The sequence below is a fragment of the Rhodococcus sp. PvR044 genome (assembly GCF_040548995.1).
Classification (GTDB): domain Bacteria; phylum Actinomycetota; class Actinomycetes; order Mycobacteriales; family Mycobacteriaceae; genus Rhodococcus_G; species Rhodococcus_G oryzae.
In genome coordinates this window covers 784,142-803,051 of sequence record NZ_JBEPSX010000001.1, presented here as the reverse complement: position 1 = coordinate 803,051, position 18,910 = coordinate 784,142, and the positions used below count along the sequence as shown (strand labels likewise).

The 18,910-nt window shown below is 69.2% G+C and carries 16 protein-coding genes, 1 tRNA gene, 1 other RNA gene and 1 pseudogene; 7 read left to right on the top strand and 12 right to left on the bottom strand.

All coding sequences use genetic code 11. From position 1 onward, the window contains the following. Window positions 1-28: 28 nt before the first annotated feature. From moaCB to ABIC28_RS03515, 3 genes are all read left to right on the top strand, one after another. Window positions 29-994: a bifunctional molybdenum cofactor biosynthesis protein MoaC/MoaB gene (gene moaCB, locus ABIC28_RS03525; RefSeq protein WP_097213669.1), complete on the top strand. Its 966-nt coding sequence runs from the start codon at window positions 29-31 to the stop codon at window positions 992-994. Further along, a complete protein-coding gene (locus ABIC28_RS03520; RefSeq protein ID WP_097213670.1) occupies window positions 987-1,400 on the top strand; it encodes a molybdenum cofactor biosynthesis protein MoaE in 414 nt (137 codons plus the stop codon). The genes moaCB and ABIC28_RS03520 overlap by 8 nt, the downstream gene beginning before the upstream one ends. Window positions 1,401-1,661: 261 nt before the next feature. Next, window positions 1,662-3,203, top strand: coding sequence for a DEAD/DEAH box helicase (locus ABIC28_RS03515; protein WP_097213641.1), 1,542 nt, complete (start codon window positions 1,662-1,664; stop codon window positions 3,201-3,203). A gap of 3 nt (window positions 3,204-3,206) precedes the next feature. On the opposite strand, the gene ABIC28_RS03510 is transcribed toward ABIC28_RS03515, so the two are convergent. Both ABIC28_RS03510 and ABIC28_RS03505 read right to left on the bottom strand, forming a co-directional pair. Continuing rightward, a complete protein-coding gene (locus ABIC28_RS03510; protein ID WP_097213642.1) occupies window positions 3,207-4,262 on the bottom strand; it encodes a CobW family GTP-binding protein in 1,056 nt (351 codons plus the stop codon). Between the two features lie 73 nt (window positions 4,263-4,335). Then, entirely contained in the window at window positions 4,336-5,466 is a 1,131-nt protein-coding gene (locus ABIC28_RS03505; protein WP_502944990.1) for an N-acetylmuramoyl-L-alanine amidase, read from the bottom strand. Between the two features lie 196 nt (window positions 5,467-5,662). On the opposite strand from ABIC28_RS03505, the gene murJ reads away from it, so the two are divergent. Continuing rightward, complete coding sequence (murJ, locus tag ABIC28_RS03500) at window positions 5,663-7,258, top strand: murein biosynthesis integral membrane protein MurJ (RefSeq protein WP_097213671.1); 1,596 nt, start codon at window positions 5,663-5,665, stop codon at window positions 7,256-7,258. Window positions 7,259-7,327: 69 nt separating this feature from the next. On the opposite strand, the gene ABIC28_RS03495 is transcribed toward murJ, so the two are convergent. The 3 genes from ABIC28_RS03495 to ABIC28_RS03485 all read right to left on the bottom strand — a co-directional run bounded on the left by ABIC28_RS03495 (window position 7,328) and on the right by ABIC28_RS03485 (window position 8,824). Beyond that, window positions 7,328-7,400: transfer RNA gene (locus ABIC28_RS03495), tRNA-Ala, on the bottom strand. Window positions 7,401-7,558: 158 nt separating this feature from the next. Beyond that, window positions 7,559-8,299 (bottom strand): DsbA family protein, encoded by a 741-nt coding sequence (locus ABIC28_RS03490; protein WP_097213644.1) that lies wholly within the window; start codon window positions 8,297-8,299, stop codon window positions 7,559-7,561. 36 nt (window positions 8,300-8,335) lie between these two features. Continuing rightward, window positions 8,336-8,824, bottom strand: coding sequence for a MauE/DoxX family redox-associated membrane protein (locus ABIC28_RS03485; RefSeq protein WP_097213672.1), 489 nt, complete (start codon window positions 8,822-8,824; stop codon window positions 8,336-8,338). Between the two features lie 36 nt (window positions 8,825-8,860). On the opposite strand from ABIC28_RS03485, the gene ABIC28_RS03480 reads away from it, so the two are divergent. Then, complete coding sequence (locus ABIC28_RS03480) at window positions 8,861-9,604, top strand: VIT1/CCC1 transporter family protein (RefSeq protein ID WP_097213645.1); 744 nt, start codon at window positions 8,861-8,863, stop codon at window positions 9,602-9,604. Here ABIC28_RS03480 and ABIC28_RS03475 read toward each other — a convergent pair. The 6 genes and pseudogenes from ABIC28_RS03475 to ABIC28_RS03450 all read right to left on the bottom strand — a co-directional run. After that, window positions 9,590-10,786: pseudogene (locus tag ABIC28_RS03475) on the bottom strand (MFS transporter); the annotation flags it as partial. The gene ABIC28_RS03480 and the pseudogene ABIC28_RS03475 sit on opposite strands and share 15 nt — an antisense overlap. A 34-nt stretch (window positions 10,787-10,820) precedes the next feature. Further along, window positions 10,821-12,464: a phosphoglucomutase (alpha-D-glucose-1,6-bisphosphate-dependent) gene (gene pgm / locus ABIC28_RS03470; RefSeq protein ID WP_097213673.1), complete on the bottom strand. Its 1,644-nt coding sequence runs from the start codon at window positions 12,462-12,464 to the stop codon at window positions 10,821-10,823. A gap of 43 nt (window positions 12,465-12,507) precedes the next feature. Continuing rightward, window positions 12,508-12,864, bottom strand: coding sequence for a fluoride efflux transporter CrcB (gene crcB, locus ABIC28_RS03465; RefSeq protein ID WP_245221191.1), 357 nt, complete (start codon window positions 12,862-12,864; stop codon window positions 12,508-12,510). A gap of 5 nt (window positions 12,865-12,869) precedes the next feature. Beyond that, window positions 12,870-13,208, bottom strand: a complete 339-nt coding sequence (locus ABIC28_RS03460; RefSeq protein ID WP_354577511.1) for a DUF190 domain-containing protein — start codon at window positions 13,206-13,208, stop codon at window positions 12,870-12,872. A 1-nt stretch (window position 13,209) separates the two neighbouring features. Further along, on the bottom strand, window positions 13,210-13,614 hold the full coding sequence (gene crcB / locus ABIC28_RS03455; RefSeq protein ID WP_097213674.1) for a fluoride efflux transporter CrcB: 405 nt from the start codon (window positions 13,612-13,614) through the stop codon (window positions 13,210-13,212). 9 nt (window positions 13,615-13,623) lie between these two features. Further along, the gene (locus ABIC28_RS03450) at window positions 13,624-14,265 is read right to left on the bottom strand and encodes an LON peptidase substrate-binding domain-containing protein (protein ID WP_306455754.1); all 642 of its coding nucleotides are present in this window, start codon (window positions 14,263-14,265) and stop codon (window positions 13,624-13,626) included. A 114-nt stretch (window positions 14,266-14,379) separates the two neighbouring features. Here ABIC28_RS03450 and ABIC28_RS03445 point away from each other — a divergent pair, with 114 nt between their 5' ends. After that, window positions 14,380-15,582 (top strand): lipase family protein, encoded by a 1,203-nt coding sequence (locus tag ABIC28_RS03445; protein WP_354577508.1) that lies wholly within the window; start codon window positions 14,380-14,382, stop codon window positions 15,580-15,582. A 687-nt stretch (window positions 15,583-16,269) separates the two neighbouring features. On the opposite strand, the gene ssrA is transcribed toward ABIC28_RS03445, so the two are convergent. Beyond that, window positions 16,270-16,640: a transfer-messenger RNA gene (ssrA, locus tag ABIC28_RS03440) on the bottom strand. 159 nt (window positions 16,641-16,799) lie between these two features. Between ssrA and ABIC28_RS03435 the strand changes: the two genes are divergently transcribed. Further along, on the top strand, window positions 16,800-18,887 hold the full coding sequence (locus ABIC28_RS03435; RefSeq protein ID WP_209925851.1) for a membrane dipeptidase: 2,088 nt from the start codon (window positions 16,800-16,802) through the stop codon (window positions 18,885-18,887). Window positions 18,888-18,910: the final 23 nt, after the last annotated feature.

The window sequence follows — 18,910 nt, the reverse complement described above, 5'->3', positions numbered from 1 at the left end:
TCATCTCGACGGCGAGGGCCGCGCGCGCATGGTCGACGTCAGCGCGAAGGCCACCACCACCCGGATCGCGGTGGCGGGCGGCGAACTGCAGACCACCGCCGAGGTGATCGCCCTGGTCCGCGCCGACGGCATGCCCAAGGCGGACGTGCTCTCGACCGCCCGGATCGCGGGCATCGCGGGCGCCAAACGCACCTCCGAGCTGATCCCGCTGTGTCATCAGCTGTCGCTGTCCTCGGTGAAGATCGAGTTCGGGTTCACCGAGGACACCATCACGGTCGAGGCCACCGCCAAGACCACCGGGCAGACCGGCGTCGAGATGGAGGCGCTGACCGCGGTCGCCGTGGCAGGCCTGACGCTGCACGACATGGTCAAGGCCGTCGATCCCGCCGCCACCATGAACGGTGTGCGATTGCTGACCAAGGAGGGCGGCAAGCGCGGGCACTGGGTTCGCCCCGATGCCGTCGAATCCGAGGGCGAGGCCGAGGCCGATGCCCACGACGAAACCCCCACGGCCGGACCTGGATCCGCCGTGGTCCTGGTCGCCTCCACCGGTGGCGCCCGCGGTACCCGGGAGGACACCACCGGACCGGTTCTCGCGGAATGGCTGACCGCGCAGGGCCTCTCGGTGCGCGGTCCCCTGGTGTACGCCGACGCCGACATCGCCGCCGGGCTGGCCGACGCGCTCACCGGTGCACCGGCGCTCGTGGTGACCACCGGCGGCACGGGCACGTCCCCCACCGACCAGACCCCGGAGGCCACCCGCGCCGTGCTGGACCGGGAGCTGCCCGGACTCGCGGAGGCCATGCGCCGCAAGGGGTCCGAGAAGACCCCGTACGCCTCGCTCAGCCGGGGGCTGTCCGGTTTGTCCGGCCGCACCGTGGTGGTCAACCTGCCGGGATCACCTGGTGGTGTCCGCGACGGCATGTCGGTACTCGAACCGATCCTGGAACACCTGCTGGCGCAGGTTGCGGGCGGAGGTATGCACGATGCGTGAGCTACTCGCTCTCATCTCGACCGAGCCCATCGACCAGGCCGCGGTGGACGCGGCGGTCGCGGGACCCGAGCACGGTGCGGTGGTGCTGTTCAGCGGCGTGGTGCGCAACCACGATGGCGGACAGTCGGTCTCGGCACTGGAGTATCAGGCGCACCCGGACGCCCAGCGCTTCCTGCGCGAGTGCTGCGAGCAGGTGTCCGCCGAGACCGGGCTCCCGGTCGCGGCCGTGCACCGGGTGGGCCCCCTGGTCGTCGGGGACCTGGCGCTGGTCGCCGCGGTCGCGGCGCCGCACCGCGCGGAGGCCTTCGCGGCCTGCTCGGTTCTGGTCGAACGCATCAAGGCGGAGGTGCCGATCTGGAAGCGGCAGCACTTCGCCGACGGCGTCACCGAATGGGTTGGGCTGTAGAGGTGTGACGCAGCCGACGGTCGGAGCGGTCCGATCGTCGGCTATCCTGGGTGACACCTGGCGCGGCTGTATGCGCGCCAAACGTCGTGGAACGCTTCCTCAACGAACTCGTTGATCGGTGCACCCAGCACGAGCTCTTCTTACGGCGATCGATTTTGCCCACCGGCAATCTCGCCATCTTGTGCTGACAGACGTGTGGATCCTTTCGATTCCCCGTGCGTCGAACAGTGCAACCCGATGCCTGAAAGGCACTCGACCCACATGACGAAATCCTTTGCTGAACTCGGCGTGCGCGAACCCCTCATGAGGGCGCTCGCCGACGGCGGCATCACCTCTCCCTTCCCGATCCAGGTCGACACCCTGCCGGACACCCTTGCCGGCCGCGACGTGCTCGGACGGGGCAAGACTGGCAGCGGTAAGACGCTCGCGTTCTCCATCCCGATGGTCGCCCGCCTCGCCGGTGACCTGGCGGGCGGCAAGCGTCGCCCGGGCCGCCCCCTCGGCCTCGTCCTTGCCCCGACCCGCGAGCTCGCCACCCAGATCACCGCGACGCTCGAGCCCCTCGCCGGCGCCTACGACCTGCGCGTCACCACCATCTTCGGCGGCGTCTCGCAGCACCGTCAGGTGCAGGCCCTCAAGGCGGGCGTCGACATCGTCGTGGCCTGCCCCGGCCGCCTCGAGGACCTGATGAAGCAGAAGTTCGTCTCCCTCGACGCCGTCGAGATCACCGTCCTCGACGAGGCCGACCACATGGCCGACCTGGGCTTCCTGCCCGTCGTGACGCGGATCCTCGCGGCCACCCCGACTCAGGGACAGCGGCTGCTGTTCTCCGCGACCCTCGACAACGGCGTGGACAAGCTGGTCAAGCGCTTCCTGCACAACGAGGTGCTGCACTCGGTGGACGAGGCCAACTCGCCCGTCGCCGCGATGACGCACCACGTGTTCGACGTGCACGGCGTCGACGCCAAGAAGGACCTCGTGCACAAGCTGGCGTCCGGCACCGGCCGCCGGATCCTGTTCATGCGCACCAAGCACCAGGCCCGCAAGCTGGCGCGTCAGCTCACCGAGGCCGGTATCCCCTCGGTTGACCTGCACGGCAACCTGTCGCAGGCCGCGCGTGACCGCAACCTGGCCGCGTTCTCCGCAGGCGAGGCCCGCGTCCTGGTCGCGACCGACGTCGCGGCGCGCGGGGTGCACGTCGACGATGTGGAGCTGGTCGTGCACGTGGACCCGCCCGCGGAGCACAAGGCGTACCTGCACCGCTCCGGCCGCACCGCGCGCGCGGGCAGCGCGGGCGACGTCGTGACCGTGGTGCTGCCCGAGCAGCGCAAGGACCTCGCCATCCTCATGCGCAAGGCCGCCATCAAGGTGACCCCGCAGCAGGTGACGGCGGACTCCGATCCGGTCAACGCGCTGGTCGGCGAGATCGCGCCGCACGTCATCCCGGCACCCAAGCCCGCCACCCAGCCGCAGGGCCAGGGCGGCGGCGGCCGCCGTGGCGGCGCAGCCGGTGCCGGTCAGCGTCGTGGCGGCGCCCAGGGCGGCGCTCGCAGCGGCGGCGGCCAGGGCGGCACCCGTGGCGGCGGTGCGCAGGGCGGCGGCCGTGGCCGCGGACAGTCCGGTTCCGGGACCGGCCGCAGCGGCGAGGGTGCCGCCACCGGCGGCGGTCGGGGCTCGGGTGGCCGCGGGCGCGGCCAGGGTTCCGGGCAGCCCACCGTGATGTACAGCAGCGAGACGCCGGGATCCGGCGGCTCGCAGGGCGGCGGCAGCAATCAGCGCCGCAGGCGCGCCACGCGTCCCTAGGTTCTAGTTCTCCACCACGTAGCGGTGCACGCCGGTCATGGCCGCCGCGGCGGTGCCGTGCGATTGCGCGGCACCGCTTTCGTGTATCCGGACACACTCGTCGATGCGCCGCCGCAGCGCGTCCACGTCGATGCCGGAACCGATCAGCACCAGTTCGGTGACGCGCGCCGCTCCCCTGCCCCATGGGCCCGTCTCGAACCGGATGTGTCTGCCGACGGTCTGCAGCGTGTACCGCTGGGTGTGTCCGGGAATGCCGAAGTACACAAAGCCTTTGACTCGATACAGGCCGGGTGGCGGATCCTCCAGCAGACGGGTCAGGGCCCGAGGGTCCATCGGCCGGTCGCTGGTGAACGTCACGGCCTCGTAGCGGTCGTGCAGATGATCATGGCCGTCACAGTCGTGGTCGTGCGGATCGGCGAGCAGTTCGTCGAGACTGAGCTGACGCGGACCGTCGTCGACCCGGGCCACCTCGTCGAAGAGCAACCTCGGATCGATGCGGCCGTGCGCGGTGGGCAGCACCGGCGCCCGGCCGCCCAGCTCCCCGACGCGGGCCAGCACCGACTGCAGGTCGTGCTCGGAGATCCGGTCGGTCTTGTTGAGTACCAACAGGTCCGCCATCCGCACGTGAAGATCCAGCTCGGGGTTGGCCACCCTGGTGTCCTCGAACTCCACGGCGTCGACCAGCACCACCAGCCCGCCGTAGACGATGCGCGGATTCTCACTGCCGAGCACGAGGCGGACCATGTTCCGCGGCTCCGCCAGCCCGCTGGCCTCGACGACGATCACGTCGATGTCCGAGCGAGGGTGGGCCAGCCGGTCGAGCATCGAGTCCATCTCGCTCACGTCCACCGCGCAGCACAGGCAGCCGTTGCTCAGCGAGACCATCGAATCGACCTGGCCCGCCACCATCATCGAGTCGATGTTGACGGCGCCGAAGTCGTTGACGATGACGCCGATCCGCACGCCGCGGTTGTTGCGCAACAGGTGGTTGAGCATGGTGGTCTTGCCTGCACCGAGGAATCCCGCGACCAGGACCACCGGTATCAATCGCTTTGCCACACGACCTCCCGTCTCGACCGGCCACCCATCTTAGGTCGGTCGAAACGGGTTCGAGTGCGCCCCTGTCGGGCGATCAGTTCTTGGCGCCCTGCGCCGTCAACGCCTCGAGCAGCCCGCTCAGCAGATTCGAGACCAGCCCCAGGTTCTCGCCGGTCGCCAGCCCGGTGAAACCGCCGAGGCCCAGCTGCTCGAGCAGCGGCTGCAGCAGCACGAGCACCTGGCTGAGCCCCGCGTCCGCCGGGGCGGCCTTCTCGGTTGTCGTCGCGCTCGGGGGTGCGGGCTTCGTGGTGGTCTTCGTGGACGGCGTCGACGGTGTGGCCGGCTCGACGGCCGTCGCGGTCGTCGTGGGCGCAGCAGCCGTGGTGGTGGTGGTCGTGGTCGCGTCGGTTCCCGTGGCAGGCGTCGAGGCGACCGTCCCGCCCTCCATCAGGAAGTTGACCGCGCCGGTGGTGATCGCGATCGCGTGCTTGAGCCGACCGTCGAGGCTGTCGAGGACCGCCGAGTCCTCGGGGTTGGACCCGTTGCCCATCTCGACGAAGACCAGCGGGACGGTGGTGAGCGCGGGACCGGCCACGTCGCCGCGGGTCTGCAATCCCTCGACGACCCCGGCGTAGTTCGCGGGCGTGAAGCCGTTCTTGACGTAGACGTCGCGCATCGCCCGCGAGGCCTCGAGGCCCTTACCGGACTGCGCCTTGTCGACGGCCGGGTCGGGCACCGGCAGCTCCGGGATGATCATGTGGAACCCGCGCCTGCTCGCGTCCGCCTCCGCGGTGGTGGAGTCGGCGTGGATGCTGATGGCCAGGTCCGCGCCCGAGTCGTTGGCCGCCTTGGCTCGCTCGTCCACGCAGCCGCCCCAGCCGGAGTCGTCCTGATGGCTGAGCACGACCTTGGCGCCCAGGGTCTCCAGGCTGGTCTTCACCAGCTGCGAGACGTCCCAGTTGATCGTGTGCTCGGCGAGACCGCCCTGGCTGGTCATGCCGGTGGTCTGGCAGTCCTTCTTGCCCCCGCGGCCGTCGTCGACCTGCCTGGAGAGGTTCTCGGAGTGGGCCGTGCCCTGGTGCCCGGGGTCGAGGAAGACCGTCTTGCCGGTCAGCGGCGTCTCGGCTGCGGTGTCGGCTGCGGGTTCGGCCAGCGCCGCCGCGGGCAGCACCATCGCGGTCAGGGTCGCCGCGGCAAACCCGGCCATCATCGTGGTCATCTTCATCTTCGGGATGGGCGCCGGGTGCGGGTTGGTCCGCGGGCGCCGCTCTCCTTCCACACAGGTAACACCAGTCACTCAGGTCACATTCGGCACCAAGTGAAACAGATGTTTCGCCGACAGGCGAGGATCCGCGGCAACCGTTGGGTTTCCGTGACCTGACGCCCGGGTTCCCCGGGCACGCGCCGTGCGGTGGGGCACCATGGATCGCGTGGGGGACATTCAGAGCACGCTGGCGCGCTCGACTGGCGCGGTCGCGACCGCGACCGTGGCAAGTCGCGCGACGGGTTTCATCCGCACGCTCGCGCTGGCGGCCGTACTGGGCACCGCGGTGGTCGGCGATGCGTACAACGGGGCGAACAGCCTGCCGAACATGGTCTACGAGCTGCTGCTCGGCGGGGTGATGAGCAGCGTGTTCGTGCCGGTGCTGGCGCGGGCCCGGTTGCGCGGACGCGCCCATTCGCGCGAGTTCACCCAGCGCCTGCTGCTGGCCACGATCATCGGTGCCGCCGTGGCGACGGTGGTCGCGGTGCTGTGCGTTCCTCTGTTGGTCGGGGCGCTGGTGTCGGATTCGGACCAGTCGAAGTTGACGACCGTGCTGGCGTATCTGTTGTTCCCGGAGATCTTCTTCTACGCGCTCGCGGCGACGGTGACCGCAGTCCTGAACGTCCGCGACAGCTACGTGCCGGCGGCCTGGGCGCCGGTCCTCAACAACGTGATGGTCCTCGCCACGGTCGGCATTTTCGTGCTGGTGCCCGGCCCGATGACGTTGACACCGTCTTCGATGACCACCGCACAGGTATTGGTCCTCGGCATCGGCACCACAGCCGGCATCGTCGGACAGGCCTCGTGGACGGTCGTGGCACTGCGCCGGACCGGATTCCGGTGGAGCTGGCGGGTCCGGCCCCTGCCGTACACGTGGAGGCCGGTGCGCGTCGGGGCCGGCCTGCTCGGCTGGATCGTGGCCTATGTCGCGATCAGCCAGGTCGGCGTGACGTTCGTGCTGCTGGTGGCCTTCGACCACGGCGGCGTCTCGACCTACACCTACGCGGACCTGTTGTTCCAGGTCCCGTACGGAATCCTCGGTGTGTCCCTGCTGACCGTGCTCACCCCGCGCATCGCCCGCGCCGTCGCCGACGACGACCGCGGCGCACTGATCGCGGACATGGGGCGAGCCGCCCGGTACTCGGTGGTCGCGCTGGTCCCGGCCGCCGTCGCGATGACCCTGCTGGGACCGATGCTGACCACGGTGATGTTCATCGGTCGCGTCGACGTCGACGCCGCGCGGCTCATCGGCATCTCGCTGGCGCTGTCGGCGTTCGGACTCGCGCCGTTCGCTCTGGTCATGCTCCAGCTCCGGGTCTTCTACGCGGGCAACGACATGCGGACACCGGCGCTGATCAACGTCGCGATGGTGGCGACGAAGATCGCCGTCGTCGCGCTGAGCGCGGCCACCCTCCCGAGCCAGGTGGTCGTGGTGACGCTGCCGGTCGCGAGTTCCCTGTCCTACCTCGTCGGCGCCGTGTGCGGACACTTGGCGCTGCGACGCCGCTACGGACTGCTCGGCTTCCACGCCGTGCTCGAGACGTTCACACGCGTGCTGTGGGCATCGGTCGTCGCGGGCCTGTTCTGCGTCGCGTCCGTCGGGCTGTCCCATCGGTTCATCGACAACCCGCGCGAGGCCGCGGCGGTCACGCTGCTGGCGGCCGCGGCCTTCGCCGTGCCGGCGTTCCTGCTCGCCGCCAGGACGATCGGCGTGCCCGAGGTCCGCCACGCCAGGTCGCTCCTGCTCGGCTGAACCGCGACATCGGCTGAACTACGACAAACCCTCATCTCGCGGTTCGCGAGATGAGGGTTTTGTTGTGGGTGGAGCTAAGGGGACTCGAACCCCTGACCCCCACACTGCCAGTGTGGTGCGCTACCAGCTGCGCCATAGCCCCGTATTCGGTTGTTTCTCCGCACCGGAGTGCGTGCTCCTCCGTGCTCGAAGAAAGTTACACCATTGCCACTCCGGCCAACAAATTGCCTGGTCAAAGCCTACTCGGATGGAGCGAGGGGCGGGCGGCTCGCTCTCGCCGTCCGCCCCTCGCGACCCGAGTCAGTTCAGCTCGGCGACCCAGTTCGGATTCCCGAGGGCATCGATCATGGTGCCGTTCACGATGACGGTGGGCGTTCCGGCCGCACCGCTGGCCGCGAGCGCCTCGCGGCCCTTCTGCGCCGCCGCGGCGGCGTCGTTCACCTTGGCGCCGTCCGAGATGCACGCCACCGCGGCGTCGTTGGCGCCGGAGTCCTTGGCGATCTGGGCCAGGTCCGCATTGGAGTGATCCGAGGAGCCGTTCTCCTTTGGCTGGTTCTCGGGCGAGAACAGCGCCGCGTGGAACTTGGAGTAGGCGATCGCGTCGCCGCTCTCCGCCACGCACATCGACGCGGCCACCGCGCGGGTCGAGTAGTCACCGCTGGCCGAGAGCCGGTTGAGGAAGTCGAGGACGTGGTACCGCACCGCGACCTTGCCCTCGTCGACCTTCTGCGCCAACTCCTGGCCGTTCGTGTTCTCCAGCTCGGCGCAGTACGGGCACATCGGATCCTCGAAGACGTCGATCGTGGTGGCCGCCTCCGGCTGACCGATCCGCACGGCGCCGTCCTCCTGCACCGCCACCTGCACGGCCGAGTTCGACACGGCCCCATAGCCCTCGTTGCGCGGCTTGCTGCGGTTGCTCTGCCAGATCACCCCGCCGATCACGACAGCGGCGATCACCAGGATCGCCAACCCTCCGAGAATGTACGTCGACCGACTCGACGTCGGCTGCAGAGAGGTGACGGGCTTGTTCTTCGCATTCACAGATGCAGTCCTTCGCTCCGAGAGTCAAATGTGGCTTTACTCTGCCATCTCATGCTGAGCGGGCACTGAGAGTGCGGGCCTCGATCCGGGCCCCAGCGCGAACGGGCTGCGGGGGAAGACGGTGAGCCACGCGGCCATGGCGAGGAACCCGACGTCGCGGGCGATCTCGCGGGCGTAGTCCCAGCCGTCGACATCCGCGGCCCCGCCGCCACCGAAGCAACCGCAGTCGATGGACAGCCCGCGCGCCCACACCGAGATGATCACCCCGATCAGCACCACGAGTAGCAGCGCCGACGCGATCGCCGCGATCCGGACCCCCAGGCCGATCAGCAACAACAGTCCGAGCGCTATCTCGAGGAACGGCAGCGTGTTCGCGACCGGCCGCACCAACGACTCCGGCAGCAGCTGGTAGGCGCGCACGGCGATCACCGTTCCCGCCGGGTCTGCGGCCTTGAGCACTCCCGAGATCAACCAGACGGCGGCAAGCCCGAGCCTGGCGAGCAGGCTGACGATACGAATCCACACCTGGCCCACGGTACCGATCGGCGTAGATTCACCGGTATGAGCGAGCCGCAGCCGGGGCCCGACGCCACCGAGAACGCGCTCCCCCATGAGTTCGATCACACCCATTCGAACGTGTCCGGCGGCTGGCTCCGAGCGGCGACGTTCGGCGCGATGGACGGCCTGGTCACCAACACCTCGCTGATCGCAGGCGTCGGCGGCGCGGGAGTCGACGCGCACACCGTGATCCTCAGCGGCGTCGCAGGCCTGGTGGCAGGCGCGTTCTCCATGGCCCTCGGCGAGTTCGCCTCGGTCTCCACCGCGAACGAGCAGATCGAGGCGGAGGTGAAGGTCGAGACGCGTTCGCAGGCCCGCTACCCCGAGGCCGAACAGGCCGAACTGGTCGAGACCTTCACCGCGATGGGGATGAGCGAGGCGACCGCGGAGGCCGCGGCCGCCGAGGTACACAACGACTCCGCACGCGCGGTGAACATCCACCTCACCCACGAGCTCGGCGTCAACCCAAGCGAGAAGCCCTCACCGCTGGTGGCGGCCGGTTCCTCGTTCCTGATGTTCTGTGTCGGCGCGATCATCCCGCTGATCCCGTACCTGCTCGGATTCGAGTCACTCGTCGCCGGGCTGACCGTTGGCGGGATCGGCCTACTGATCGTCGGCGCGATCGCGGCGAGCTTCACTGCGAAGTCGAAGGTCCGCGGTGCGCTCCGGCAGCTCGCCTTCGGCGGGATCGCCGTCGCCGCCACCTACCTGGTCGGCGCGCTGATCGGGGTCGGCATCCCCGGTTGACGCCTGTGGGATGGTCCGCGGCGCGACGAGCCAGAACGCGATCGGGAGCAGCATCAGCGCGCCGGTGACCGCGAAGGCCACCCCGTAGGACAGGTACTGGGCCAACACCCCGGCCACCAGCGGACCGGCCACCACCCCGACGTCGGAGGCCATCTGGAAGGTGGCCAGCACCGGACCGCCCCTGGCCTTGGAGCCGATCACGTCCGCGACCGCGGCCTGCTGGGCCGGGTTCATCAGCCCGGACCCCACGCCCGCGACGAGCGACAGCGCGAGGAACACCAGCAGGTTCTCGCTGAATCCGAGGAGCATCGTCGCCGCCCCTGCGACGGCCAGCCCGGCCAGCACGAACGGCCGCCTGCCGCGCACATCCGACATCCGGCCCGCCGGGATCTGCACCAGCGCGTTGCCGATCGCGTACACGGTCAGCGCCACACCCGCCAGCGCGGTGCCCTGGTCCAGCGCCTCGACCACGAACAGCGGCACCATCGCGACCCGAACGCCGAACGACACCCAGCCGTTGGCGAAGTTCGACACCAGGGAAGCGCGGTAGGTGGCCGACGCCAGCGTCTCGCGCAGCGTCATCGTGACGACGTGGCCGCCCGAATCCGGTGCGGCCAATGCGGACTCGCGCAGGCTGAGGTACACCACCGCCGCCGCGATCAGCAGCGCGACGGCGTAGATGAGGAACGGGGCGCGCAGCCCGAAGCCGGCGAGCGCGCCGCCGACCAGCGGCCCGCCGATGGTGCCGAACAGGAAGGACGTCGCGTACAGCCCCGACACCCGCCCGCGGATGCCCGGCGGCGTGATCCGGATCAACAGTCCGAGCGCGGACACGGTGAACATGGTCGACCCGATGCCGCCGATCGCCCGGAACAGCAGCAGCTGCCAGTAGCCCTGGGCGAAGGCCACCGCACCGGACGAGACCGCGACGATCAACAGCCCGGTGAGATACGTCGGGCGCTCCCCCAGCCGCTGGACCAGCGCCCCACTGAGAGGCGCGAACAGCAGTCGCATCAGGGCGAACACGCTGATCACCGAGAACGTGGCGATGTACCCGACGTCGAAGCTGCGGGCGAACTGCGGCAGCGCAGGGGCGACGATGCCGAACCCGAGGGCGATGACGAAACTGGCGGAGACCAGGACCCAGATCTCGCGTGGCAGCTTATTTGCGGTGGTATGCATGATTGCCACCGATCCTAGCCAGCGGCGCAAAGGCTCAGGCGTCTGCTCCCAGCGCCCGCGCCACCAGCTCCCGCGCCTCGTCCTGCACCTGGGCGAGATGCTCCCCGCCCCTGAACGATTCGGCGTAGATCTTGTACTTGTCCTCGGTACCCGACGGCCGCGCGGCGAACCAGGCGTTCTCCGTGCAGACCTTGAGCCCACCGAGCGCCGCACCGTTGCCGGGCGCCGCGGTGAGCGTGGCGGTGATCGGCTCGCCCGCCAGCTCGGTCGCGGTGACCTGCTCCGAGGACAGCGCCGCCAGGGCGGCCTTCTGCTCTCGGGTGGCGGGTGCGTCGACCCGGGCGTACTCGGGGCTGCCGTACCGCTGCGCCAGCTCGGCGTACCGGGCCGCGGGCGAGCGCCCGGTGACGGCGGTGATCTCGGACGCCAGCAGCGCCATGATGATGCCGTCCTTGTCCGTCGTCCACACCCGGCCGTCGGTGCGCAGGAACGATGCCCCGGCGCTCTCCTCGCCGCCGAAGCCCAGCTCACCCGTCAGCAGGCCCGGCACGAACCATTTGAACCCGACTGGTACCTCCACCAATTCCCGGCCGAGACCCGCCACCACCCGATCGATCATCGATGAGCTCACCAAGGTCTTGCCGACCTTGGTGCCCGGCGCCCAGCCTGGCCGGTTCGCGTAGAGGTAGTCGATGGCCACCGCGAGATAGTGGTTCGGGTTCATCAACCCGCCGTCTGGGGTGACGATGCCGTGCCGATCGGCGTCCGCATCGTTGCCGGTGGCGATGTCGAACCGGTTCCGCGCCCCGATCAGCGAGGCCATCGCGTCCGGGGACGAACAGTCCATCCTGATCTTGCCATCGGTGTCGAGGGTCATGAACCGCCACGTCGCATCCACCAGTGGGTTCACCACCGTCAGATCGAGGCGGTGGCGCTCGGCGATCGCACCCCAGTAGTCGACGCTGGCACCGCCGAGCGGATCCGCGCCGATCCGGATGCCTGCGTCGCGGACCGCGTCGAGGTCGACCACGTTCGGCAGGTCGTCGAGGTACGTGGCGAGGAAGTCGTAGGGACGGGCTGCGCTCGCGAGCGCCGCGGCGAGCGTGACCCGCTTGACCCCGACCAGGCCTGCCGCGATCAGCTCGTTTGCGCGGGCCTCGATGGACGCGGTCGCGGTGCTGTCTGCGGGGCCACCGTGTGGCGGGTTGTACTTGAATCCACCGTCGCGTGGCGGGTTGTGCGAGGGCGTCACCACGATGCCGTCTGCCGGTGCGGCCGTACCGGAGGCGTTGTGCCGCAGGATCGCATGACTGACAGCTGGGGTCGGGGTGTAGCGGCCGCCGGAATCGATCAGCACCACAACGTCATTGGCCGCGAGGACTTCGAGCGCGCTGGTCCAGGCGGGCTCGGAGAGCGCGTGGGTGTCGCGGCCGAGGAACAGCGGTCCGGTGATCGACTGACGTGCCCGATACTCGGCGATGGCCTGCGTGGTGGCGAGGATGTGCGCCTCGTTGAAGGCGCCGTCCAGGCTGGATCCGCGGTGCCCTGAGGTGCCGAACGCGACCCGTTCGTCCGGGTTCTCCGGATCGGGGATGCGGCTGTAGTAGGCCGTCACCAGCTGCGCGAGGTCCTCGAGATCCTGCGGCTGGGCAAGCGTGCCCGCTCGATCGTGCGCCACGGCGCGCCTCCTCGTTCGGTGATTGTCGGTCATGGCCATTCGATCACGCGAGCGCGGCGTGCGCGACGGCGAACCCCAGTGCCGCGGCGGCGATCCCGGCCGCGACGCTGACCACGATGTTGGCCAGCGCGTACAAACGCACCCCGTCCTCGACGAGCCGGACCGTCTCGTAGCCGAAGGTGCTGTACGTGGTCAGCGCACCACAGAATCCGGTGCCCACGAGGGCCATCACCTCACCGCCATGGGCGGCGCCGCCGACCAGCGCACCGAGGATCAGCGACCCGATCACGTTCACAGTGAGGGTCCCCAACGGGAACGCGCTGTCGGTGCGGGAACCGACGGCGCGGTCGAGCAGGAAGCGCGTGGGCGCGCCGACCATGCCGCCGAGGACGACCAGCATCACCGTCACGGCCGGTCCTCGGTGAAGTGCACCCGCTCGACGCCCTCGAGGGTCACGGTGGCCTCGGTGAGCAGTTCACCGATGCCGTCAAGGAACACGCGGATCCGCTCCTCGGTGTCCACCGCGACCACCAGCAGCGGCAATCCGTCGGCCAGGTCGAGGAGCCTGGTGGTGTGGATGTGCGCGGACGCGCCATACCCCTCGACACCCCGCCACACACTGGCACCGCTCAGCCCGGCGGCACGGGCGCGCTTGACGATCTCCTGGTACTTCGGCTTGTGATGCCAGAGGTCGTCCTGCCCGAGGATGATCGACAGCCGCATCTCCGTGCGCGAGTAAGACATGTCAGCTTCCTTTCCCGGCGACGGCACCGGTGATGAGCCGCGCGCCCCACACTCCCACCAGGACGGCGGCGAGCGCCGCGATCACCGTCCCGAAGAGATAGCCGAACGCGATCGGATAGTTGCCGGACGCCAGCAGCCCCCGCACCTCGACCGCATAGGTCGAGAAAGTGGTGAAGCCGCCGAGCACCCCGACCCCGAGGAATGGTCGCAGCAACCGGTGCGCCGTCCAGACCTCGGTGATGAGCACCATGAGGATGCCGATCAGCAGGCAGCCGGTCACGTTGGTGATCAGCGTCGCCCACGGGATCTCCCGAGTGGGCATCGCGTGCGCGATGCCGTATCTCGCGAGCGCACCGATCCCGCCGCCGAGCGCGACCACCGCGAGTAGCGATCCCTCACCGCGCATGTCGATCACCTACTCCGACAGCCTGAACCGCACCGCGGCGATCACGTCGCCGAGGGCCTCGGCGAGGACCATCAGACGTTCGCCCGGCCCGGGCGCCGACAGCAACCTCAGCCGATCCACCGCGACAAGCGGGAGGGTCGCCGCGAGGGCGTAGACGCGGTCGCCCATCTCACCCGGCAACTCGTCCAATTTGGGAAACCCCGGTACCGGGATGCCACGCACCGCCGCGGACCTGATCAGCAGCCCGCCGAGTTCGTCCACCAGCGCGCCGACCTCGTCGATCGAGTCCGACCCGAAGTCCGAACCCTCGTCGGGCCACGGTTCCACGTCCGCCCGCGGGTAGGGGTTGTCCGGCAGCCAGCGGCGCACCCGGATGCGGCCCTCGCCGACGCAGCCGAGCAGCAGTCGCCCTCCCTGCACCCGCTCGTAGTCGACGATCCGCGCCACGGTCCCGATGTCGGCGCGCTCGTCGCCGCCGCCCACCTCGTGGCCGCGGGTGATGAGGACCACGCCGAATCGCCGGAGGTCCGGGGACGAGGTGAGGTCCTCGACCATCTCGAGGTAGCGCGGCTCGAACACCTGCAACGGCAGCAGCTCACCGGGGAGCAACACGGACCCGAGCGGGAACATCGGCAGAGCATCCACGGTCACAGCATGCCCTCGATCCGGGTGTCGCGCCGATAACCGCGAAAGAGCGCGCCGATCTTCGCTAGTGTGAGCTGCGTCATGGTGCCGGTTTCTCCCACCATTCATCGGAGGCTTTCGATGAGAGTCACACTCAGAGATTCCGCTTCGGCCCTCCTCGCGGCACTCGCGCTCGCCATCTCACCGGCGATCACCGCGCCGCCCGCGGCCGCACAGGCCCAGCCGCTGATGCCCGCGCCCGACCCCGACCCCTTCTACTGGGCGTCGCCGGACCTGGCCGCCAGGGCGAACGGCGACATCCTCCGCAGCAGACCGGTCGACGTCTCCCGGTTCGGGAACGCGGACGGCTGGCAGATCGCCTACCGCTCCACGAACTCGTCGGGCCACCCGGTTGCCGCCGTGACGACCGTCCTCGTCCCGCGCGGCGGAGTGGACCGGCCGCTGCTGTCGTACCAGGCCATCATCAACGCACTCGGGACCCGATGCGGACCGTCACACACGTTGTTCAACGGACAGCTCCAAGAGGCCCCGGTGGTGAACCTCGCACTGATGCGGGGCTGGGCGATCGCCCTGCCCGATCACCTCGGCCCGACCAGCGCCTACGGCGCCGCCAGGCTGGGTGGTCAGATCGTCCTCGACGGGGTACGAGCGGTGCAGCACCTGCCCGAGGCGAGGCTCGGTCACAGCCCCGTCGGGCTCGCCGGCTACTCGGGCGGCGGGATGACCAGCGGCTGGGCGGGTGCCCTGGCGCCGACCTACGCCCCCGAACTCCCCATCGTCGGCGTCGCGGCGGGCGGCGTCCCTGCGAACCTCAGCGAGCTCGCGAACGGGCTCGGGACCGCGCCGCATCCCCTGTTCGGCCTCGGCTTCGCCGCCACGCTCGGTCTCGAACGCGAGTACCCGTCCTCGATCCCGTTGGCCAGCGGCCTCACCGGCGCGGGCCTGGCCCTGCGCGACCGGATCGCCAACGCCTGCTCCCAGGAGATCATCGACGCCGGGGCAAATCACAGCGCGGCAGAGGTATCCGCCGATCCAGCCAAGATCAACGAGCCTGCCGTGCGGGCGATCTTCGACCAGAACAGCCTGATGATGTTCCCCGGAGTCCCCCGGGCACCGGTGTACGTCTGGCACGGCAACGGCGATCAGCTGGCCCCCCTGGATTCGATCGCGGCGACCGTCGGCAGATACTGCGCGGCCGGTGTTCCTGTCCAGTTCAGCGTGTTCCCCGGAGACCACGGCCCGACCAGCATCGAGGGGCTACCGGGGGTGCTCGGCTGGCTCGACGGCAGGTTCGCCGGTCAGCCCGCGCCGAGCAACTGCTGAGGTCTGCGGCGTGACGTCGGGTACGCGATTCGTGGCTCACCCATCGACGACTCGGCTGCCCTCGACGTCCTGCAAGGGGCGAGCACCTACCACGTGTACATCCTCGCGGGCCTGAATTCCGCCCGGCCGGACCTCGGGTCGGCGGCTATCTCACCGAGTTCGGGGAGCGTGCGATGGCATCGGCGGAGCTCGGATGTCACCGCCCTGCTCCCCCCGCCGCGCTGACCCGGCCGGGTTCGGCACACGGCACCGAACACAGCGAGGCCCCGCAGCCGACTTCGACTGCGGGGCCCTCTCAGCTGGCGTTGAGCGTGGGCACGCTCACGCAGAAAGCGATGCGACGCCTGCGACGCCCGCGATCACCGCAACCAGCGCCGACACCAAGGTCGCCCCTGCTGCGACCATGGTGAGATCCTCTGCTGTCGATCCCATGTGATCACTCCTTCTCGACCGTGAAGCCTCGCTTCGCTGTGACGCCACCTCGGCGCTGATGCATTTGTAGCCGAGCGAAAGCATCATCACCAAGCCCTGAACACCCTGGGGCGCAATGCATTACAAGAAAGAAACCTGGCGGTAGGGTTCCGTAACCCGACGTTACGCATCGGCAACACTGGAGCTCCTGGCCGCGTGTCTCCTGCACAAAAAGGGCCAGGCCGGAGAGTCTGTGATGACTCTCCGGCCTGGCCTGTGTGGAGCTGCCGGGAATCGAACCCGGGTCCTCCGCCGAATCGCTAGGGCTTCTCCGTGTGCAGTTCGCTAAGCCTCTACTCGGATCTCCCGGTCTCGCGAACAAGCCGTGATGACGATCCCAGTCACTGTTTGATGTCCCGAACGACTCCGTGACCGAGCCGACCGGTAAAGCCCTCTAGCTGATGCCAGTACCCGACCCGAGGGCGAGATCGGACTGACAGACACGCTTCGCTACTTAGGCAGCGAGAGCGTAGTCGCGCTGATTGGAATCGGCGCTTATAGGTTTGCAGCGACGCTTACGGTGGTCTCTTGCCTGCACCGACACGCTTCCCCTAACTCAACGTACAAAGTCGAAACCGTTCAGCCCCGTACGTACCCAGCACCGTGCTGGGACCACATACTGTAACGCCCCTGCGCCGCGAAATCATCCCATTAAATTCTGCGGCGTTTCATCTGGACGTCCGTCCAAAATCAACTACCCTTCTCAGCAAAATAGTTAGCTGATTGATCGGGGAAGTCGAAGCCACATGACACATCAACCAGGGCGTACACGCCGTCGATGGGTAAACGCGCTGGCCGCCACGCTGGCGCTGGTCCTGGCCGGCGGTGGGATCGCGGCGTCTCAGCCCTCGTCCGACCCGATCGGCCCCGGTGACGATCCCGTCTTCGGGCTGGCGAACGGCTGCTACGCCCTCAAGTCGGAGCAGAGCGGGAAGTTCGTCCGCCGCGCCGACGGCGGCTACCGCGCCGACGCCGACACGGTCGGCGGTGCCGAGGCGTTCCGCACGCATGCGGCGCAGCTGGGCCGGTTCATGTTCTACGGCAAGGGCGGCGACATGCTCGCCCACGACGGCAAGAGTGCGGTGGTCTCGACCCGCGACGCGCTGCCGACCACCGACTGGACGCTGACGCACACCGACGGCACCTACGCGGTCACCGCGACGGACAACGGCAGCCAGCTCACCGCCGCGAACGGTGGGCTGGAGCTCACCGACCCCGGCGTCAATCCCGCGGGCGGACGATTCGTCCTCACCCCGGCCGAGGGCTGCGCGACCTTCCCCGACTCCGAGGTGAACGCGACCGGTAAGCCGCTCTCCGGCACCGGACCGAACGGCGAGGTGCGCGGGTTCATCGACGCGCACGTCCACCTCGACGCCAACCTGTTCATCGGCGGCCAGGTGCACTGCGGCACCCCCTTCGACCCGCAAGGCATCACCGTCGCGCTGCGCGACTGCGCCGACCACGGCAAGGACGGGATGCCGGCGCTGCTCGAGAACATCCTGTCGCACGGCAGCCCGGTCGCGGAGCACGACACCGTAGGCTGGCCGACCTTCGAGGACTGGCCGGACGCCGACTCGCTGACCCACGAGCAGACCTACTACCGGTGGGTGGAGCGCGCCTGGCGCGGCGGACTGCGCATCTTCACCAACCTGTTGGTGAACAACCGGGTCCTCTGCGACATCTACCCGCTCAAGAACCGCTCCTGCAACGACATGGACACCATCCGTGCGCAGGCCGAGCAGGTCCGGCAGATGCAGGACTACATCGACGCCCAGTACGGCGGCCCCGGCCGCGGCTGGTTCCGGGTCGTCCGATCTCCCGAGGAGGTCCGCAAGGTCGCCAGCGAGGGCAAGCTCGCGGTGACGATCGGCATCGAGACCTCCGAACCGTTCGGGTGCTCGCAGCGCAACGACGTGCCCCAGTGCACCGAGGCCGATGTCGACCGTGGCCTCGACGAGGTCTACGCGATGGGCGTGCGGCAGATGATCGTCACGCACAAGTTCGACAACGCCTTCGGCGGTGTCCGCTTCGACGGCGGCATCCAGGGCATCGCTGTCAACGCGGGCAACTTCCTCAGCACCGGCAAGTTCTGGGAGGCCGAACCCTGCAAGGGCCCGGTGCACGACAACCCGCTGCTCTCCTTCGGCGACGCGCCGGCCGAGGTGATGTCCGCGCTGCCGCCCGGTGTCACCACACCGGTCTACCCGTCCGGCCCGCTGTGCAACACCCGCGGCCTGACGAAGCTCGGCGAGCACATGGTCCGCGGCATGATGGATCGCGGCATGATCGTCGACGTCGACCACATGAGCGTCAAGACCGCCGAGGACACTCTCCGGATCCTCGAGGAGGCCAAGTACTCCGGTGTGGTCTCGAGCCACAGTTGGACCGACCCGCTGAACTACGAGCGGATCTACGCGCTCGGCGGCTTCGTCGCCGCCTACGCCTCGGGCCTCAACTCCGACCCGAAGAAGGAGAACTTCGTCACCGCCTGGCGCAAGGCCCGCGCGGACCGCAGCGAGGACTACTACTACGGCTTCGGCTACGGCGCGGACACCAACGGCTTCGGCCCGCAGGCGCGCCCGCGTGAGGACGCCGACACCAACCCGCTGCAGTATCCGTACAAGACCTTCGACGGCGGCACGACGATGGATCGCCAGCGCACCGGCGAGCGCGTCTTCGACCTCAACAAGGACGGCGTCGCGCAGTACGGGCTGATCCCCGACTGGATCGCGGACATGCGGATCGCCGCCGGGGACGACGGCGACCAGATCATCGAGGACATGAGCCGCGGTGCCGAGGCCTACCTGCAGATGTGGGAGCGCGTCGCGAAGTAGGTTGTTGCACCCTCGATAGGTCA